The 18,449-nt window shown below is 32.1% G+C and carries 16 protein-coding genes and 1 riboswitch; of the genes, 6 read left to right on the top strand and 10 right to left on the bottom strand.

The window, feature by feature from the left end; genetic code table 11:
* Positions 1 to 43: 43 nt before the first annotated feature.
* From AC0L5U_RS19615 to AC0L5U_RS19595, 5 genes are all read right to left on the bottom strand, one after another.
* Positions 44 to 3,352 (bottom strand): Ig-like domain-containing protein, encoded by a 3,309-nt coding sequence (locus tag AC0L5U_RS19615; protein ID WP_473418106.1) that lies wholly within the window; start codon positions 3,350 to 3,352, stop codon positions 44 to 46.
* Positions 3,353 to 3,468: 116 nt separating this feature from the next.
* Complete coding sequence (locus tag AC0L5U_RS19610; protein ID WP_473418105.1) at positions 3,469 to 3,858, bottom strand: fibronectin type III-like domain-contianing protein; 390 nt, start codon at positions 3,856 to 3,858, stop codon at positions 3,469 to 3,471.
* Positions 3,824 to 5,650, bottom strand: coding sequence for a glycoside hydrolase family 3 C-terminal domain-containing protein (locus AC0L5U_RS19605; RefSeq protein WP_473418104.1), 1,827 nt, complete (start codon positions 5,648 to 5,650; stop codon positions 3,824 to 3,826). The genes AC0L5U_RS19610 and AC0L5U_RS19605 overlap by 35 nt, the downstream gene beginning before the upstream one ends.
* Positions 5,651 to 5,829: 179 nt before the next feature.
* Complete coding sequence (locus AC0L5U_RS19600; RefSeq protein WP_473418103.1) at positions 5,830 to 7,068, bottom strand: glycosyltransferase family 4 protein; 1,239 nt, start codon at positions 7,066 to 7,068, stop codon at positions 5,830 to 5,832.
* 127 nt (positions 7,069 to 7,195) lie between these two features.
* A complete protein-coding gene (locus tag AC0L5U_RS19595) occupies positions 7,196 to 7,669 on the bottom strand; it encodes a heme-binding domain-containing protein (RefSeq protein WP_473418102.1) in 474 nt (157 codons plus the stop codon).
* Positions 7,670 to 7,704: 35 nt separating this feature from the next.
* On the opposite strand from AC0L5U_RS19595, the gene AC0L5U_RS19590 reads away from it, so the two are divergent.
* From AC0L5U_RS19590 to AC0L5U_RS19580, 3 genes are all read left to right on the top strand, one after another.
* On the top strand, positions 7,705 to 8,271 hold the full coding sequence (locus AC0L5U_RS19590) for an adenylosuccinate lyase (protein WP_473418101.1): 567 nt from the start codon (positions 7,705 to 7,707) through the stop codon (positions 8,269 to 8,271).
* 288 nt (positions 8,272 to 8,559) lie between these two features.
* Positions 8,560 to 9,903 (top strand): adenylosuccinate lyase, encoded by a 1,344-nt coding sequence (purB, locus tag AC0L5U_RS19585; RefSeq protein ID WP_473418100.1) that lies wholly within the window; start codon positions 8,560 to 8,562, stop codon positions 9,901 to 9,903.
* Positions 9,904 to 9,916: 13 nt separating this feature from the next.
* A complete protein-coding gene (locus AC0L5U_RS19580) occupies positions 9,917 to 10,132 on the top strand; it encodes a hypothetical protein (RefSeq protein WP_473418099.1) in 216 nt (71 codons plus the stop codon).
* 82 nt (positions 10,133 to 10,214) lie between these two features.
* On the opposite strand, the gene AC0L5U_RS19575 is transcribed toward AC0L5U_RS19580, so the two are convergent.
* Genes AC0L5U_RS19575 through AC0L5U_RS19560 form a run of 4 tightly spaced genes read right to left on the bottom strand, consistent with a single transcriptional unit; the run spans position 10,215 to position 12,382 of the window.
* A complete protein-coding gene (locus AC0L5U_RS19575) occupies positions 10,215 to 10,757 on the bottom strand; it encodes a DUF4252 domain-containing protein (protein ID WP_473418098.1) in 543 nt (180 codons plus the stop codon).
* Between the two features lie 30 nt (positions 10,758 to 10,787).
* The gene (locus AC0L5U_RS19570; RefSeq protein WP_473418097.1) at positions 10,788 to 11,351 is read right to left on the bottom strand and encodes a DUF4252 domain-containing protein; all 564 of its coding nucleotides are present in this window, start codon (positions 11,349 to 11,351) and stop codon (positions 10,788 to 10,790) included.
* 46 nt (positions 11,352 to 11,397) lie between these two features.
* On the bottom strand, positions 11,398 to 11,886 hold the full coding sequence (locus AC0L5U_RS19565) for a hypothetical protein (protein ID WP_473418096.1): 489 nt from the start codon (positions 11,884 to 11,886) through the stop codon (positions 11,398 to 11,400).
* Positions 11,873 to 12,382, bottom strand: a complete 510-nt coding sequence (locus AC0L5U_RS19560; RefSeq protein ID WP_473418095.1) for an RNA polymerase sigma factor — start codon at positions 12,380 to 12,382, stop codon at positions 11,873 to 11,875. Before AC0L5U_RS19560 ends, AC0L5U_RS19565 begins: the two co-directional genes overlap by 14 nt.
* A gap of 401 nt (positions 12,383 to 12,783) precedes the next feature.
* Here AC0L5U_RS19560 and AC0L5U_RS19555 point away from each other — a divergent pair, with 401 nt between their 5' ends.
* Entirely contained in the window at positions 12,784 to 14,226 is a 1,443-nt protein-coding gene (locus tag AC0L5U_RS19555; RefSeq protein ID WP_473418094.1) for a S41 family peptidase, read from the top strand.
* 12 nt (positions 14,227 to 14,238) lie between these two features.
* The gene (locus AC0L5U_RS19550; RefSeq protein WP_473418093.1) at positions 14,239 to 14,955 is read left to right on the top strand and encodes a Dph6-related ATP pyrophosphatase; all 717 of its coding nucleotides are present in this window, start codon (positions 14,239 to 14,241) and stop codon (positions 14,953 to 14,955) included.
* Positions 14,956 to 15,074: 119 nt separating this feature from the next.
* On the opposite strand, the gene AC0L5U_RS19545 is transcribed toward AC0L5U_RS19550, so the two are convergent.
* The gene (locus AC0L5U_RS19545) at positions 15,075 to 16,946 is read right to left on the bottom strand and encodes a TonB-dependent receptor plug domain-containing protein (protein WP_473418092.1); all 1,872 of its coding nucleotides are present in this window, start codon (positions 16,944 to 16,946) and stop codon (positions 15,075 to 15,077) included.
* A gap of 65 nt (positions 16,947 to 17,011) precedes the next feature.
* Positions 17,012 to 17,219, bottom strand: a riboswitch (cobalamin riboswitch).
* 71 nt (positions 17,220 to 17,290) lie between these two features.
* Between AC0L5U_RS19545 and AC0L5U_RS19540 the strand changes: the two genes are divergently transcribed.
* The gene (locus AC0L5U_RS19540) at positions 17,291 to 18,445 is read left to right on the top strand and encodes an ABC transporter substrate-binding protein (protein WP_473418091.1); all 1,155 of its coding nucleotides are present in this window, start codon (positions 17,291 to 17,293) and stop codon (positions 18,443 to 18,445) included.
* The last annotated feature ends 4 nt before the right edge of the window (positions 18,446 to 18,449 follow it).

The following is an 18,449-nucleotide window of genomic DNA, read 5'->3' as shown; positions in this document are numbered from 1 at the left end:
ACTTTTAAAGATACAATTGATTAAAGAAAACAAGTCCAGATAACTATCGAATCAAACTAAAATGGCCTCTATACACCTTAGTATCTCCTGTATTATTAACCAAATTTATAATAAACCAATAATCATTAGTAGCGAGAATTTGGCCATTTAAAGTACCATTCCAACCGCCATTTAAAGGTTGTAATTGTTTTATTAATTTTCCGTACCTGTCATAAATTTTTACTATGGTATTCTGTAAAAATTCGCTACTCAGGCCTTTGATGTTCCATGTGTCATTATTTCCATCACCATTGGGTGTAAAAAACTTAGGGAAGCCCATGACAAATACTTTAACACCAACTGTTCCACATTCATTTTTATCCCTTACATAAACAGTATGTTCTCCTGCAAATACATTTTTAAAGTTGGGATTATCTTGAAATGGTCCAAACTCATTATCCAAAGCAAATTCATAGTCTCCAATACCAATATCAGAATCATCTATTGTAATAGTATTATTATTTGATAAATCCATGACTGTAATATCATCTTCATTTATAGTTGAAATTCCAGATGATTTAACTTCAAAAGCAACAGGAAACGATTCACAACCTTCACTTGATGTAGCTATAACTGTATATATATCTTCAGCATTAACATCGGCAGTTTCAGAGTTACTTATAATATCATTATTTGAATTCCGCCATTCATAACTGTACAATCCATTAGGGTTAAACGTGTTTAAAACGATTGAATTTCCGTTTAAACAAAACGTTTCGGATTGGTCTACTTCAAATTCTGGTCTTGGATGAACTGTTAGCACCAAATTAGGACCTATTCCAAAGCAGGCGCCATTATCTTCACTTTCAACGCGAACATATAGCGTTTCTGAAAAAGGAGTTTCGTTTATGTAATTTGTTGGATTCGTAATTTCATTTTTTTCTAATTGCGCATCAGATAAATTTTTGAAATAGTGCACAACTAAATTCTGCCCCGTTGGGAATTGATTAATAAAATTGTTTGAAACAGTTGATAGATCAAACTCATGTAATCCATCAATATCAGCATCATCATCACAATGTTCTATTTCTTGAATAAAATTTGAAGCTAATGCAGTTGTAGAAACTTCTAAATTAATTTCAGTAATACTATAACAACCTGTTGTATTATTTTCTACGCGTCCGTATATTACATTTGAAGTTTGATTGTTGAATGGTATTGGATTTAGTGAACTAACGCTTGTTTCTGCATCAATTTCTGATAGATGATACGTTATTGTAAAGTTGTTTAAATTTTCATTAGTTATGATATCATCTAACTCTTTCAAATTAAAATCTGTAAAACCGTCTGGAATACCATCTTCATCGCAATTTCTATAAACTACTAAAGGTTCTACAACTGGTACTGCATTTACTTTGATTGTGAAAGTAACATTACTATAACAGTTTACATTCAAAATATTTTCAATTCTAACAAAAATAGATTGCTCATTAACAATTGTATTCTGAAAATTTTCTGGTGCTGTTATAGGAATAGTTGTTGCAGGATTATCATAATACAATATATTAAAATCTGCTGCATCACTACCATTTAATAAGGTGGTTTCCATAGATGTTAAATCAAACTCAGAAAAACCGTTAGTATCATCACCATCTATCATTGAATCACAAACTTCAAGAGGAATTATTTCATTTGGTAATAACTCTACTACAGTTTTATATACAAACACCTCTACAGGTAACCTAGTAGTACTTTCACAACCAGAAACTGTTTGTGTAGCATAATATGTTGTATTATTATTCAGAGTAGTTGTAGCATCTAGAACTGCGCCACCGATGTTAGAATCATACCATATAATATCGTTTCCTGTTATAGCTAGATTAGTTAATGTAGCCATTTCAGAATCACAAAATTCTTGAACTGTATTCCCTGTTGGAGATGGTATACTTAAAACTGTTACGGTTACAGGAGTTCTTGTATTTGTTGTGCATCCATTATTAGTTGCATCCACATAAAATGTAGCTGTAGTATTAAGTATAGGTGTTGCGTACGATGAACCTGTTGCTACGGGAGTACCTCCTGAAGGAGTATTATACCAATTTATAGTGCCAGCAGATGCTATAGCGCTTAGGGTAGCAGAACTATCTTCACAAACTGTACTTTCAATAATACTTTCAATACTTGGAATAGGGTTTACTATAGCTGTTACTTGAGAACGTTTACCAGTAAAACATCCATTTACTGAAGCCATTGCATAATAACTTGTTGTAGCATTTAAAGTTGGCGTGCTAAATAAATCTCCTATAAATACAGGAGTTGTTGCAGTAGTACTATCAAACCAAGCTACATTACCATCGGAGGATGATGCTTCAAGTAAAACGCTTCCTGGGCCACAAATAGCTGGAGGCGCAGTAGTGCCTGTGATTTCTGGAATAGTAATTCTTGTACTTGCAGAAATATTAATAACTGGATCACCTGGCGTACCTCCATATTCTACAATATAACCTTGCGGGTGATATTCACTAGACGGGTTGGCATCTCCTGCATTTGGTAAATCATTCCATGATCCTCTATTACCAATATTTGGGCTAGTAACATGTGCATAATTTTCATCTCCAGGACCATTACTACAACAATCATTCGGTTCATTAGTATTCCAATTTGCGTAATTTGGGCTTGTTCCATTAATTCCTCCATTCCAAAAAATAGTACCAGCTTCAGGACCTGTCATCCATCTCCAAACCCCCTCGGTCTGTTCATCACTACCTCCTACCCAGCCAGCACCGGCAGCCTGTTCCCCTGAAAGTTGAGCTTCTTCATCTGATGTAATTGTTGCCAAATATCCCTTCAATCCAAAATAAGTCCTAGCATCTGCTGCAGTTCTAGCATTAGACCAAGTAATACCTAATGCAGGAACATATTCATAATAATGATTTGTTGATGGTAAATAATTAGCAGTCCCTATAGTAAGAGAGAATAATTTATCTCCTGGTTTAGTATTTATAGTACCTTCATAAACAACATCTCCAACTGCAGCAATAAGATCTGTATGATCCATTGAAATAGAACCACTAACCATCAAGCTTAACTTTCCTTGAAGTTGATCCCAACTTGCTGAAATATTAGGATGTGTACCTGTTAATCTCAAAATATCTTCTCCTAGAGTATAACCAGTAGATATTTGGATAAAAAAAGCATTGATTTCAGTACCATCAATATCTTCTATATCAAAACTAGTTGTAATGTTTAGTTGAGTTGTAGGACAGTAACTCTGATTTCCAGCAGCAATCAATTTAGGTGGGTCTTTTTGATCAACTTGAGACCAGCCTTCAAAAGTAAAGAAGACTGTTAATATTAAAAGAATTTTTCTCAAAGTATTCACTACAAAAATAGGTTAAGATAAAAGCACATCAATTTAGTAATAATCTACAAACAAATCATGGAATTTAGTTAACTACCACTATTTGTTAGTTTAACGAACAGATTAGGCTATTTAACTTGAACCAGAACCTCTTTTAATTTAGCTCCTAATTCTAAACTTCTTTTTCCGGGAGAAGCATTACCAATAGATATTTTTACATCGCCTTTAAATGGTATTTCTACTCCATTTTCATTAATATAAAATAGCGCTTCAGTACTTAAGTTAAAAGTTACCGTTTTACTTTCTTTAGCGTTTAAGTTGATGCGTTTAAAGTCTTTTAATTCATTAATTGGAACATCTAATTTATCATTTTGAAGTGAAATATAAAGTTGTATTACTTCATCTGCTTTGAAATCACTATCATTTTTGATATCTATTAAAATAGAAATATTATCTTTTTTAGAATGTCTTAATTTGGTTTTACTAACCAAAACATCTCCTAAAGGAAAATTTCGCATAAGACAATCCATAACCAAAAGGATATAGAGGATCTTCCATATATTTATAAGTTCTCCCATCCATGTTATAATCTTCATAATCGGGTAATTGATCTACCGATTTAGGAAAGCTAATTGGCAATTTACCAGATGGGGAAACATCGCCAAAAATAACATCAGCTAAAGCATTACCTCCTTCTTCTCCTGGATACCATGCATAAATAATGGCATCGGCAAATTCATTAATTTCAGATAAATCTATTGGGCAACCTGCAAACACCACAACGATAAGTGGTTTATCAGTCTCACCTACTTTTCTCAAATAATTCATTTGATTTTCAGGAAGTTGCATTGTGATATTATCTCCCATAACATCTGAAGCAATAGCTTCTCCTTCCTCTCCTTCTAAAAGCACACTAAATCCAACACCAACAATAGTAGCATCAGCAGCTTTAGCTTGTCCACTATACCAATCTATAGGGTTTTTATTTGGAGTACTTAACAAAGTTCCTGAGCGATATTGTAATCGTGTAGATGGCGATGTTTTTCTAACCACACCTTCAACAAGCGTTGTCATATCTGGACTTAATCCGTGATAATTACCAATTAATGATCTTACATCGGCAGCCAACGGTCCTCCAACATACACAAAGGACAAATCCTTCTTTAAAGGCAAAACATTATTCTTATTTTGAAGAAGTACTATGGATTTATGCCCCGCTTCTCTAGCTAAATTTCTATGTTCTTCATTATTTATTACTGAAGTTGAAATTTTAGTATAAGGGTTTTCGTCCCCATTATCAAAAAAGCCTAGTCTAAAACGTGTGGATAATACTTTTCTTAGCCTTTTGTCGATATCAGCCTCAGTAATTAAGCCTTGATCTAGTGCACCCAAAAGCGAATTATAAGTTTTTCCACAATTGATATCTACACCATTCAATATAGCAAGTGCAGCAGATTCTTCCTGAGTTTTAGTAACATTATGAAAATTATGAAAATTCTTTAATGCACCACAATCACTTACAATATGCCCATCAAAACCCCAATCGTCGTGTAGAATATTCATTAATAATTCATCACTACCACAACATGCTTTATCATTTGTTCTATTATAGGCACACATCACAGCTTCAACACCTGCATCTACACATAATTTAAAAGCTGGCAAATAGGTTTCATATAAATCTTTATCATCCACCACAGCATTAAACTCATGTCGCAAAGCTTCCGGTCCACTATGTACAGCATAATGTTTTGCACAAGCTGCGGTTTTCAAATATTTTGGATGATTACCTTGCATACCTTTAATAAACTCTGCGCCCAATGTACCTGAAAGCAAAGGATCTTCACCGTAAGTTTCTTGACCTCTTCCCCAACGTGGATCTCTAAAAATATTCACATTTGGCGACCAAAAAGATAGCCCCATGTATTGAATATATTTTCCGTTTCTAGACACCAAATGATTATTTATAGCTCTAGCTTCGTCTGAAATTGCATTACCTACTCGAAACATCATTTCTTTATCAAAGCTAGATGCCATACCTATTGTTTGAGGAAACACCGTAGCTTTTCCAGAACGTGCAACACCATGTAGGGCTTCATTCCACCAGTTATAAGCACTTATATTTAAACGTTTGATTTCTGGGCTATCATTTAATAACTGTGTTACTTTTTCTTTTACATCCATACTATTGATAAGTAGCTCTATGCGCTCATCAAAAGATTTAGTACTATTGTACCATGGCTCAGTATTATCCTGAGAATTTAATAATGTCATTGATAAACAAAAAAGAATGAAAATAATGCGTTTCATCTGAAATAAAGTTTAGTTTAAATAATGTCTATGAAATGTTAGATAAAAGTACGTAGAAACTTCAACTTCAATTAAAACAAATGGTCTTTTTTATGCAAACATTACTTAAAATTTAAGTTAAAAATTGGCAGGTAAATAAATGATATAATTATTGTAGATATGGTTAACTATAACCTTTATCAATTTAGTTTATTCTTCTCCTCAATCCACTTACTCATATACTTTTTACTTTGAAGTGCATGATGTTGCAATATTTGCCCTGTGAAATTATTGATTCGATTTCCTTTTAGGTTTTCTAATGATTGACTTAAAGTTTTTAAAAATCGCTTTTGATGTTCTTTTTTATTGAAGTATTGCTTTATAATTTGAAATCCATTTTTTTGTTTCTCCTTCCATAAACTTTGCTCTTGATACAATTGAATTGCCTTTTCAGCAAAGTTTTCTGGATTATTTTCAATAAAGCCACTAGCTATATTTGGTCCTGTAATTCCTTCCGCTCCAATTTCTGTTGTAACAGATGGCGTTCCGTTTTGCATCGCATCAAATAATTTACCTTTTAGCCCTGCTCCAAAACGAATTGGAGCCAAACACACTTTTGCTCGTGCCATAACTTCATTTGCATCTTCTGCAAAACCTTTTACTAAAAAACTTTCTTTTTCATTGTGTAACTGATTTACTTTTTGAGAGGTATATGCCCCATAAATATGCAATTCTGCTTTTGGTAGTTGCTTTCTAATGAGCGGCCAAATAGTCTCTTTTGAATACAAAACCATATTATAATTAGGTTCATGCAGAAAATTGCCAATACTTATAAAATGATTTCTGTTTTTAAAATCGGGAAGATTTTCTTTAGTTTTTTTTGAAATTTCATCTAACATAAAAGGCAAATAGAATAATAAAGATTCATCTACTTTAAATTGACTTTTGAGGATTTCCATTTCTGCTTTCGAAATTATCAAACTCAAATCGCACCTGTAAATGCTAGCTATTTCTCGTTTTGCAGTTTCATTGAACAAATAGGTTTTATCAAACGCTTTTTTGTCCTTAAATGCTTGATGTCTCCCTTTACGCAAGCAATGTAAATCTTCAGTATCTAAAATTTTTAAAGCATTTGGGCAATGCTCTGAAACACGCCACCCAAATTGTTCTTCCATCATAAAACGATCGAATATTACGATATTTGGATTCAACATTTTTACAAAATCATCAAAACTAGAATTATTTAATTCAATTGAAATTTGAACAACGCCAAGTGTAGTTAAATCAAAAGCATTGTCGCTTTTAGCACAAGGGCTTGCAAATGTAATCTCATAATTTTCAGAAAGAAAAAATTCAATAAGTTGTAGCATCCTACTGCCTGCCGCAGAACTTTTAGGTTCTGGCCAAACGTAACCAATAATTAATATTTTTTTTACCACTAATCCACAAATGTTTTATGATAATAATGTTCTTGAAATTCTATTTCGGATAGAAACAGTCATATTAATAACTGTTTTATGTTTTGCTTTCGCTTCCCCTATGAGGAAGAATAGGTTGGGTAGCATTTTACTGAGGCTTAGCCTCCAAACCATATTTTACCCGTACTAATTTTGCCCAATCTATTACCTCCTTAATTTGAGCATCATTAAGTTTAGCTTCTCCATGTGTCCAAGTATAAGACTTTAAAGGCATCTCTTTGTCTTCTACCATTTCAATTAACTCATCAAACTTATGGTCTTTTCGTTTTGTAGAATTCCCTTCCCAATTAGATACATTAAAATGCTTTTTACCATTTTTAATATGTCCTGCTAACCAATAATTTACTGGTGTAATAGAATTATACCACGGGTATTTGGTGACATCGCTATGACAGTCATAACATGCGTTTTTCAGAATTTGCTTAACATTACCTGGTGGGTTGGTTTCAGTTTCAAAAGCTGTAATTGATGCTAAATCTCCATTATTTTTTTCTGGTCCGAAAAATTGTGCTATTGCAAAAACAATCAAAAGCAATAAAATTATTTTTTTTAGTATTTTCATAAAATAAATCTAGACTTTAAAAATAAGAAAACCTTTTGACTACTGATCAACTTTATCAAGAATTAAACTACGTAAATCATTCTCGGGAAAAGCGTTTGTATTATGCCAATTTAGTGATTGACAACCCTGAGTTAGTTCCTAAATTACTGGATATTCTTTTTATGGTTGATGATAAAATATCGCCACGTGCCGCTTGGGTTTTGGAGTTTATGTGTAGCGATACTATTGAAACTATTATTCCATATTTAGATAATTTTACTGAGAATATGCATAAAGTTCATTTAGATTCTGCTGTACGTCCAGTTGCTAAAATTTGCGAGCTTTTAGCGAATGCCTATACATCAAAAACTGATAATAAAATAAAAAGTGTATTGACCAATATTCACAAAGAACGTATTATCGAAAACTGTTTTGATTATATGATTAACGATGAAAAAGTTGCCCCAAAAGCATACAGCATGAGTACTTTATTTTTATTGGGAAAAGATTATGACTGGGTATATCCAGAATTAGCTCGTATTCTAGAAGATGATTTCTCAAAACAAAGCGCTGCCTTTAAAGCAAGAGCAAGACATATTTTGAAGAAAATAAAGCAAAAATAATAGTAACTTAACTGGGTAGATAAACTACTACTTCTTGATAAGATAGACTTTAACGGGGTGCCAGCGTTAGGGATTGAAGTGGATAGCCCACAGCTTTTGCACCTTAGTGCAGAAGCGAGGACTTGAAACGGAAAGCGCGACCCGATAGGGGAACGCCCAAATTATTTTTTAATTAAACTAAGATTAGTATGAATTTGCTTTAATAACTTCGTGCTTCTTAGCTTCCTACTTCTAACTTTCTTTCCTATCTTTGCAGCCTAAATTTCACGACTTAAAAATCAAACCATAATGTCATTATCTCCACTTAACGCCATCTCTCCTATTGATGGTCGCTACAGAAGTAAAGTAAACGAATTAGCACCTTATTTTTCTGAGGAAGCTCTTATAAAATATCGTGTTTTAGTTGAAATAGAATATTTTATTACACTTTGCGAAATTCCTTTACCACAGCTTAAAAGTGTTGATACTTCTGTTTTTGATAGTTTGAGAGCAATTTATAAAACGTTTTCCTCGGAAGATGCTCAATCTATAAAAAACATTGAAAGCGTAACCAATCATGATGTTAAGGCTGTTGAATATTTTATTAAGGAAAAATTTGATGCTTTAGGTTTATCTGAATATAAAGAGTTTATCCATTTTGGATTAACCTCTCAAGATATTAATAATACTGCAATTCCTTTAAGTATTAAGGAAGCGATGAACGATGTTTATGTGCCAGAGTATTTTAATGTTTTAAATAAATTAAAGGAACTTGTAAAAGACTGGGCTGATATCCCTATGTTAGCAAGAACTCATGGGCAACCTGCCTCTCCTACAAGATTAGGAAAGGAAATAGAAGTTTTTGTTGTGCGTTTAGAAGAGCAGTTTAATTTACTAAATGATATACCAAGTGCTGCTAAATTTGGTGGTGCTACTGGTAATTTTAATGCACATTTTGTGGCATATCCAGAAATTAACTGGAAAACTTTTGGGAGCTTATTTGTTCAAGAAAAATTAGGCTTACAACATTCATTCCCTACAACTCAAATTGAGCATTACGATCATATGGCTGCTTTATTTGATGCTTTAAAACGCATCAATACTATTTTAATTGACTTAGACAGAGACATTTGGACGTATGTTTCGATGGACTATTTCAAACAAAAAATTAAAGCAGGCGAGGTTGGAAGTTCTGCAATGCCACATAAAGTAAACCCTATTGATTTTGAAAATTCTGAAGGAAATTTGGGTATCGCAAATGCTATTTTTGAGCATCTTTCAGCTAAATTACCTATATCAAGATTACAACGCGATTTAACTGATAGTACTGTATTAAGAAATGTAGGTGTTCCTTTTGGACATACACTAATTGCCTTTAAATCAACGTTAAAAGGGTTAAGTAAGTTATTATTAAATGAAAGTAAGTTTGCTCAGGACTTAGAAAATAACTGGGCTGTAGTTGCTGAAGCTATTCAAACTATTTTAAGAAGAGAAGGATATCCCAATCCTTACGAAGCTTTAAAAGGACTAACTAGAACCAACGAAAAAATCAATCAAAATTCTATTTCAAATTTTATTGATACCTTAGAGGTTTCTGATGAAATTAAGAACGAATTAAAACACATTACTCCAGGTAATTATACAGGAATTTAAATTATCTCTCAAAATGTTAAGCAATAAACAATCTATAGCACTTACTGGTTTAATGGCAGCTGGCATTTTCGTTTTTGGAGTGCTAGATGTATTAGACAACTTTCTTGTGCTTACCGTTTTAACATTGATATTTTTTGCTATAATCGTCAACTTGATTTACACTAATTTTAAATCTAAAGAAAAAGAAGTACACAATTACAGTAAAGAACAAAGTTTCGAAAATAAGTAGAACATCCATAAAATTTATAAATAAAAAAAGGTTTCCCGGCAAGGAAACCTTTTTTTAATTAACATTTTAACTAATATCAATTCTACTTAAAGAAATTCATAATATCTTGCATTTGAGTTTCGTTAACATTAGCCTTGTTTAGAGCTTCGGCTAAAGTTATCATCTTTTCAGGACTCATATCATCTCCTAATATTCTAACTAAAGCAAAACCCATATCGTTTGCACTACCAAATACTATAACCTCATCAGCATCATCATCATCTCCAATATATTTCACTAAAACCTTTTTACCTTTATCGCTAAACTCAATTAAATCTTGATACTTTTCTTGATTTAAAATGGATTTAACTTTCGTTATTTCGGCTTCATAAGTAACCATATCGTTTTCATTCACTTTATATCCTAAAAAGTTTAGTCGTCTTACCGAATTAAAAGCCTCTGTTTGAGCTTCTGTAAACTCTGTTTTATCAATATCTACCATCGAAATAGGTAAATCTTGAGATATAAAATTAGTTTGCTCTTGGTTATCTACAAAATAACGCTGTAAACTTGGTTCACTTTTACAGCCAATAAGTACAATACTCAAAAATGCTGCAAAATATATAATTTTAACTGTTCGTTTCATGATGATTGGTTGATGGATTAACACTAGTAATTACGACTTCTTTTTCTCTAAATGATTTCCTCCAGGAATGTTCATTTTCTGAGTTAATTTAGATATTTCATTCAAATCAATATCTCCAGTCATTGATACTACTACAGTTTCAATTTTACGTTGCTTACCGTTAATTTCAACTTTTTCTTCCATTACTTTGTCAATTCCAGTAACAAAAATTAAAAGTTCCTTTACGTGATCTACATCCTTACCTTCTTGCACATAAAACTTCACTTCAGTACCATCATCTTTCACTTCCATTAACTCTTCTAATTTACTAGAACGAGATTTTACCCACTTAGTAATATCAGCAGATATTGCTTTATTATCTGTAACAATAGTTTTAAAACTCGTGATACTCTTTACCATATCCATGTATGCCTGTGCTTCAGGGTCGTCTGTACTTACTCCAATTTTAGCAATCATTTGAAACATTTTTGGTTTAATGTTTACATACGTTACATCAGGACTATCGCTATATTTTTCAAACACATTTTTCTGTGCCATTCCTGTTAAAGGCAATAACATAATTGCCATTACAAATACTACTAATCTATTTTTCATTTTACTTGTTTTTAATCTATTTAAAGTTTTCATTTTGTTCGTTTTTTTACTGATTCGTCTTAAAAATTATACTTGTTGAATTCTCAATTTCATTTAAATAATTAAGAGTTGAAGCTCCTTTATTTACTTCGTCAAGGTAATTTACAGTAGACATCCCTTTATTAAAATGATTTGAAATCATCGCTAACGATTTTGTCACCTCGTTAAGCGCATCTTCTGGTTCACAATACGTTCCTACAAGATTTTCTTGACAATCATCAATAGGTGGTGTAAAGTAAATCCCCAACATAATAACAGCTACTGCTGCGACTGCAATCCATTTGAAATCAAATTTCTTTTTAGGTTTTAATGGAAGGTCTTTAGTAAATTGTTCCTGTTGGTTTCCCAAAAAATACGTAAACATGGGTTTGTAATGTTCTAAATGTGGCGCAACGTTGTCTTGAGAAAAATAGCTTTTTAACACTTGCTCTTCTTTTAGGCTTGTCTCCCCGTTTTCGTACTTTTCTAGTAGTTTTTCTATATTATTTAATACCATAATTATGTGTATTAGTTAATCGTTCTCTTATTGTTTTTCTTGCTCTAGATAAGGCAACTCTAACCGCTGTATTATTCATATCCAGCATTTTAGCTATCTCATCAAAATCATATTCCTCTATATCTCTAAGCTGAATTATCATGCGTTGTTGTTCTGGTAATTCTTGAATAATCTTTTCAACCCAACTAACACTATCATTTAGTTCAACCTGTTTTTGTAATGGCGTATTTTTTTCTTCATAATTACTATGTACAATTTTTAAGTTTTGTGCCTGTTTAGATTTTAATTTATCAAAACAAAAATTCTTTGTCATTGTCATAGAAAACGCCTCTACATTTTTATACTCTCCAATCTTCGCTTTATTGCGCCACAATTTCAGCAACACCTCTTGTGTAGCATCCTCTGCTTCTTCCGTCGAAACCAGTAATCGTTTTGCTAAACGAAACACCTTATCCTTAAACGGCATTACAATATTTAAAAACTCGTTCTGAGTCATTTTGGTTTGGTTTTGTTAAAAACAGCTTAGTTACGGCTATTTACTATTACGACGACCATGTATTTGTTTTGTTACAACACAATTAAAAAAATATTTAAAATAATGGCGTAACCCTGTCAGGTCGGGCTTTACGCTCCAAGTCCTCGCTCGTACCTCGCTGTGGGCTTTCCTCTGCAATCCCTTACGCGGGCAAGTCTGCAAACATCAATTCATAATAAACACTTCAGTTACATCAGCAATTACAATTCATCAATCGTTAATCGTTAATCGTTAATCGTTAATCGTTAATCGTTAATCGTTAATCGTTAATCGTTAATCGTAATTTTATAATAAATTTTTTATTAAACAATAATGTAAGTAAATTTAAGGTTTATAAGACTACTTATATAAATTGCAAAAAGATGAAAAAGTTAAACGCCCTAGTACTAATTACTGCTGCCCTATTTTTAACAAGTTGTTTTGAAGACAGAGATGACAACACCATACAAAGCGCCAGTATAAGCGACTTTGTTTGGAAAGGCATGAATTTTAATTATTTATACAAAAGTGAAATACCAAATTTAGCAAATGATAGATTTGCAAATAATACTGAATACACCGAGTATTTAGATGGCTTTCAGTCTCCAGAAACTTTATTTGAAAGTTTAATATACCAAAGACAAACAGTAGACCGATTTAGTTGGATTGTAGATAATTATTTTGAGTTAGAACAAGGTTTTAGCGGTATTTCTAAATCTAATGGTATGGAAGTTATTTTATTTAGAGCCCCCAATAGTACCACAAATTTTATTGGTGTTGTTAGGCTAGTACTACCAAATAGTGATGCTGATAACAAAAATGTAAAAAGAGGTGACCTCATTTATGCAATTAATGGTACTATGATTACCGACGATAATGCTTCCAATTTATTCAGTCAAGATGATTATACTATAAACCTAGGAGTATATAATGACAAAGGAACTCCTGAAACAACTGATGATACCGTAGATCCAAATAATGAAAATATTGTACTTTCCAAATCAGAATATACTGAGGACCCTATTTACATTTCCAAAATATTAGAAGTTCAAGGCGAAAAAGTAGCTTATTTAATGTACAACGGATTTACTAGAGGTTCTGAAAATGAACTAAACCCAGTTTTTGGAGAATTCAAATCGAACAACGTTCAACATTTAGTTTTAGATTTACGCTATAACCCAGGAGGCTCTGTATCTACAACTACTGCTCTAGCCAGTATGATTACAGGGCAATTTACAGGTCAAGTCTTTGAAAAATTAATTTACAACGAAAACTTGCAAAGTGAAAACACAGATTATCTTTTTGCTAACAGTTTAAATAGTGGTGCAATTAATAGTTTGGGTTTAGATAAAATTTATATACTAACTTCTATAAGTTCTGCATCTGCAAGCGAAGGCATTATCAATGGTTTAAAACCTTACATAAATGTTGTCCAAATAGGAACAAATACCAGAGGAAAAACGCAAGCTTCTAGAACTATTTATGATTCTGGTGTAGACAACGATTTTAGACGACAAGGAGCAAACCCAGCACATACCTATGCAATGCAGCCTCTTGTTGCCAATGGCTTAAACAAAAATAATGAAGCTGTTCCTGGCTCTGGATTAGTGCCCTCTGTTGGTTATGAATATCAAGAAAGAGCTTTAAACTTTGGTGTTTTAGGAGATGAAAACGAACCCATGTTAGCCTTAGCTTTAGCAGATATAGAAAGTTCTACAACAAAAATGTCTAAAATAAAATCTGAAGCTTTAGTGCAAAAACAATTTGAGCTTGTAACAGACAGTAACGAATTCAATCCACTTGAAGGTGGAATGGTAATCGATTAAACTTTTATTTTTTTGGCCAAACAAAAAACTTACTTTAACTGGAGTTCAGGAAAAGATTCCGCTTTAGCATTGTATCATTTATTGCAAGACAAAAACTATGCTGTTGAAGAATTAGTTACAACTGTAAATAGCCATTACAATCGTGTTTCTATGCACGGATTGCGACAAGAATTACTAATTGCACAAACCAATGCTTTAAACATTCCTGCTAGTATAATTGAGCTTCCAGAAATGCCAAGTATGGAAATCTATGAACAAAAAATACTTGAAACTGTTTCTAGATTGAAACAAAACGGATTTACACATTCTGCTTTTGGCGATATTTTTCTTGAAGATTTAAGAGATTATAGAGACAAACAATTAGCAACTCAAAATTTAACTTCGGTGTATCCTTTATGGAAAAGAGACACAAAAGAGTTACTAAACGAGTTTCTAGATTTAGGGTTTAACACAATAATTGTTTGTGCTAATTCAAAATATTTTGGCGAAGACTTTGTGGGAACAATTATAGATAAACACTTTATTGACAATTTACCTGAAGGTGTAGACCCGTGTGGAGAAAACGGGGAGTTCCATACCTTCTGTTTTGATGGACCTATTTTTAAAACCCCAATAAAATTTTCAATAGGAGAAAAAGTATATCGTGAATATGATACGCCAAAAACTGATGATTCTATTTGTGCTTCAGATAAATATGGCGTATGGTATTGTGATTTAATTCCAAAATAAAAGACCTGTCTATTCGAAAAATCAACAGGTCTTAAGTTTTGTCATTCTGAACTTGATTCAGAATCTACCATTATAAAATACTAGATCCTCAAATAAGTTCAGGTTTACAACTTTCATTGTTACAAATTCAAATTCAACCCTAAACTTACATTTCTACCTCTACTGGTATAGCCTAAAATTTCAAAATAATCTTCATTTAATAAGTTAGTTACAGTAGCAAAAAACTTCACTTTATTCTTCAGTAACTTATGGCTAAAATATAAATCGATTAAAGAATACGAACTTAATTCTTCATTCGTAAACGTTGAAAAATTAGTATCTGTTCTACTGCCTACAAACTGGTAATTTAAAGATGCGTAAGTGGTTTTAGAAATATCATATCCTAAACTTGCGTTTGCTTTATGCTTAGGCACCCTTAATCTCACACCATCTTTCAATTCAGTAAACGTATAGTTTGCGGAAATTGATAAATCTTTAACAACATCTACTTGGGCTTCTAATTCAAAACCATGAACAGTTGCATCAGTAGTTGCATTTTCGTAAGCAGTTGTATATATTATAGTGTTTTCTTCTTTTCTGTTAAAATACACACCATTTACACGAAACCCATTTTTAGTATTGAATTCCAAACCACCTTCTATAGTTATATTCTCCTCTGGATTTAAATCTGGATTCGCTCCAAAAAAACCAAATAACTGCGATAAATTAGGTGCGATAAATGAAGTTGCATATGACCCTAAAACCTTAGCATATCCATCATTAACAGAAAAACTATAAGAAGGGTTTAAACTATATACAAAATGAGAACCATACTCACTATGGTTATTAAATCTACCTCCTGCGTTTAAGTTCAATCCAAAATCTGAAACATAAACTATATTTAAATACGGATCGGTATTTGTAAAACTTTCTTCTGAAGTAAATAAACTTTTATAATCGCCATAGTTTAAACCTACAATTGTATAAAACTCATCATTAAAATTATACTTATTAAAAGCATCAATTACATAACTATCCGCTTCATTAGTTGATCCGAATGTTGAAATAGTTTCCCTATCAATCTTTGTATACGCAGCGTTTATTTGAAAACTTCCGTTATTGTAAGTTAATTTAGGAGATACCCCTACTCTTTTCTGTTGAGAAATATATTCGTCATTTGTATCAGAAAACGCAAATGTTGGTGGAGGAAATCCATCAATATCTGTTTTAAATTTATCATAACTAGCATAGGTGGTTATTTCAAAATTACCACAGAACTCATAGCCCAATTTTAAATTGGTATTATATCTAGAAAATGGATCTTTTTCAGCATTTTCAGATTTTGAAGCTGACAATCCATCTACATAACGATTCCCAAAACTTGCCAAATACGTAAACTTATTCAAAGTTCCATTAATAGCTACATTGTTAGTAAAACTAGAGCCATTATAATTCAAATCATCTTGGGTTTGATTTGTTCCAACAACTGTTAAAAAACTAGCTGAAATTGCATCCTTAGACGCTTTTTTTGTTGTAATATTAATAACCGCTGTAGCAGCAGCATTACCATACAATGTACTTGCAGCTCCTTTTACAATCTCAATAGATTCAATAGTATTTAAATCCATTAACCTTAAATCAAACTCATTTGAAACTAACGAAGGGTCGTTAATTTGAACACCATCAACAAGTACTAAAACTTGCCTGTTATTACCTCCTCGAACAAAACTAGAAATATTCTGTCCTGCTACACTTCTACTCCCATTTACCTCAATACCACTTTTGGTATTAATCAAATCAGAAATTGTTCTTCCCTGATTTTGTTCAATTTCCTCTTTTGAAATTTTAATAACCGTTTTACCAGAATTTTCACGTTTTAATGCAAATCGTGAATCTGAAATGACAACTTCTTCTAGTTGTTCTACTTTTGTTGAATCTGCTTGTTTTTCTTGGGCAAAACCAACCAATGAGAATCCTAAACATAGGAGTCCAAAAACATTTACTTTTTTCATTTTAATGAATAATTACTCGAGAATCGTATAGATCTATACGCAAACTTTTATCCCGAAAGTTTAACTTATTTGTTTTGAAAATGGCAGGTCTCCTGACTTGCGTCTTCATGTTGGTCTTCCCAAAGATTAATCTTGAGTGACTTGAAGTTGAACATGAAGCTTTATAGCTTACAGTTGCGGGAACAGTTCTGGAATTAATTATGAAATTGCACCAGATTCCCTTTTAATCCATTCAATATAAAACTGAACGAAACCAAATTTCGATGCAAATGTAAACATTCACTTTAATGTTTACCTTAAAACTTTAAATAATATTACTTTTGAAAGGATTAAAAAATTGAATTTTGAAAAAGCTTATTTTAATTTCTATATTTTATATCGTTTTCTCTTGTAAAGAAGGCAAAGGCACACAAAGGAAACTTGCTCCGTCAGATAGTCGAAAAATTGAATTGAAATATGCAAAGGGTTTTTCAATTACTGATCATGATTATTACAAAACTTTAGAGATACACAAGCCTTGGCCTAATTCAGAAAGTACATATAAATATATCTTAATAAATTTATTCAAAAAAGTAACACCAAAAGCGGTCAGTAGTCATGATACTACTAATGTTGTTACTGTTGGTATTATAACTCCAATTCAAAAATTAATAGTTACTTCAACAACCCACCTTCCAGCTCTTGAATTATTAGGAGTTGAAGAAACTTTAGTTGGGTTTCCTGGTACAGATTATATTTCTTCTAAAAAAATAAGAGCACAGATTGATAATGGGAGCATTAGGGAGCTTGGTAAAAACGAAGGTTTAAATACAGAAGTGCTTTTAGAACTAAACCCTAATTTGGTTGTTGGTTTTGGTATTGATGGAAATAATCGCTCTTTAGAAACCATAAAAAAATCTGGAATTCCTGTGATTTTTAATGGAGATTGGGTGGAAAGTTCTCCTTTGGCAAAAGCTGAATGGATTAAATTTTTTGGTGTTCTATATGATAAAGAAAAAGAAGCTGATTCTATTTTCAATACCATTGAAAAAGATTATTTAGATGCAAAAAAATTGGCGCTTAATGTAAAAACTAAACCAACAATTATATGCGGTGCTATGCATAACGATATTTGGTATCTACCCAACGGCACAAGTACAGAAGCACAACTTTTAAAAGATGCCAATGTAAACTATCTTTGGAGTGAAACTATAGGTTCTGGTAGTTTAAAATTGAATTTCGAGTCGGTTTTTGTAAAAGCAAAAGAGGCTGATATTTGGCTAAACCCATCAAATTATTCAAGCATAGAAGCTTTAAAAAATGGTAATGAAAATCATGCTATGTTCAACGCATTTCAAAATAAAAACATATATACGTTTACTAATACAACTGGAAAAACTGGTGGTGTTCTATATTACGAATTAGGTATGGCAAGACCAGATTTAGTACTCAAGGATTTGATAAAAGTTTGTCATCCTGAATTATTAAAAAATTATAAACCTTACTTTTTAAACATTTAGAATA

It is taken from the genome of Jejuia sp. G7-7 (assembly GCF_055808955.1).
The sequence above is the reverse complement of the archived record's forward strand: the minus strand, read 5'-3'. Positions and strand labels throughout refer to the sequence as shown.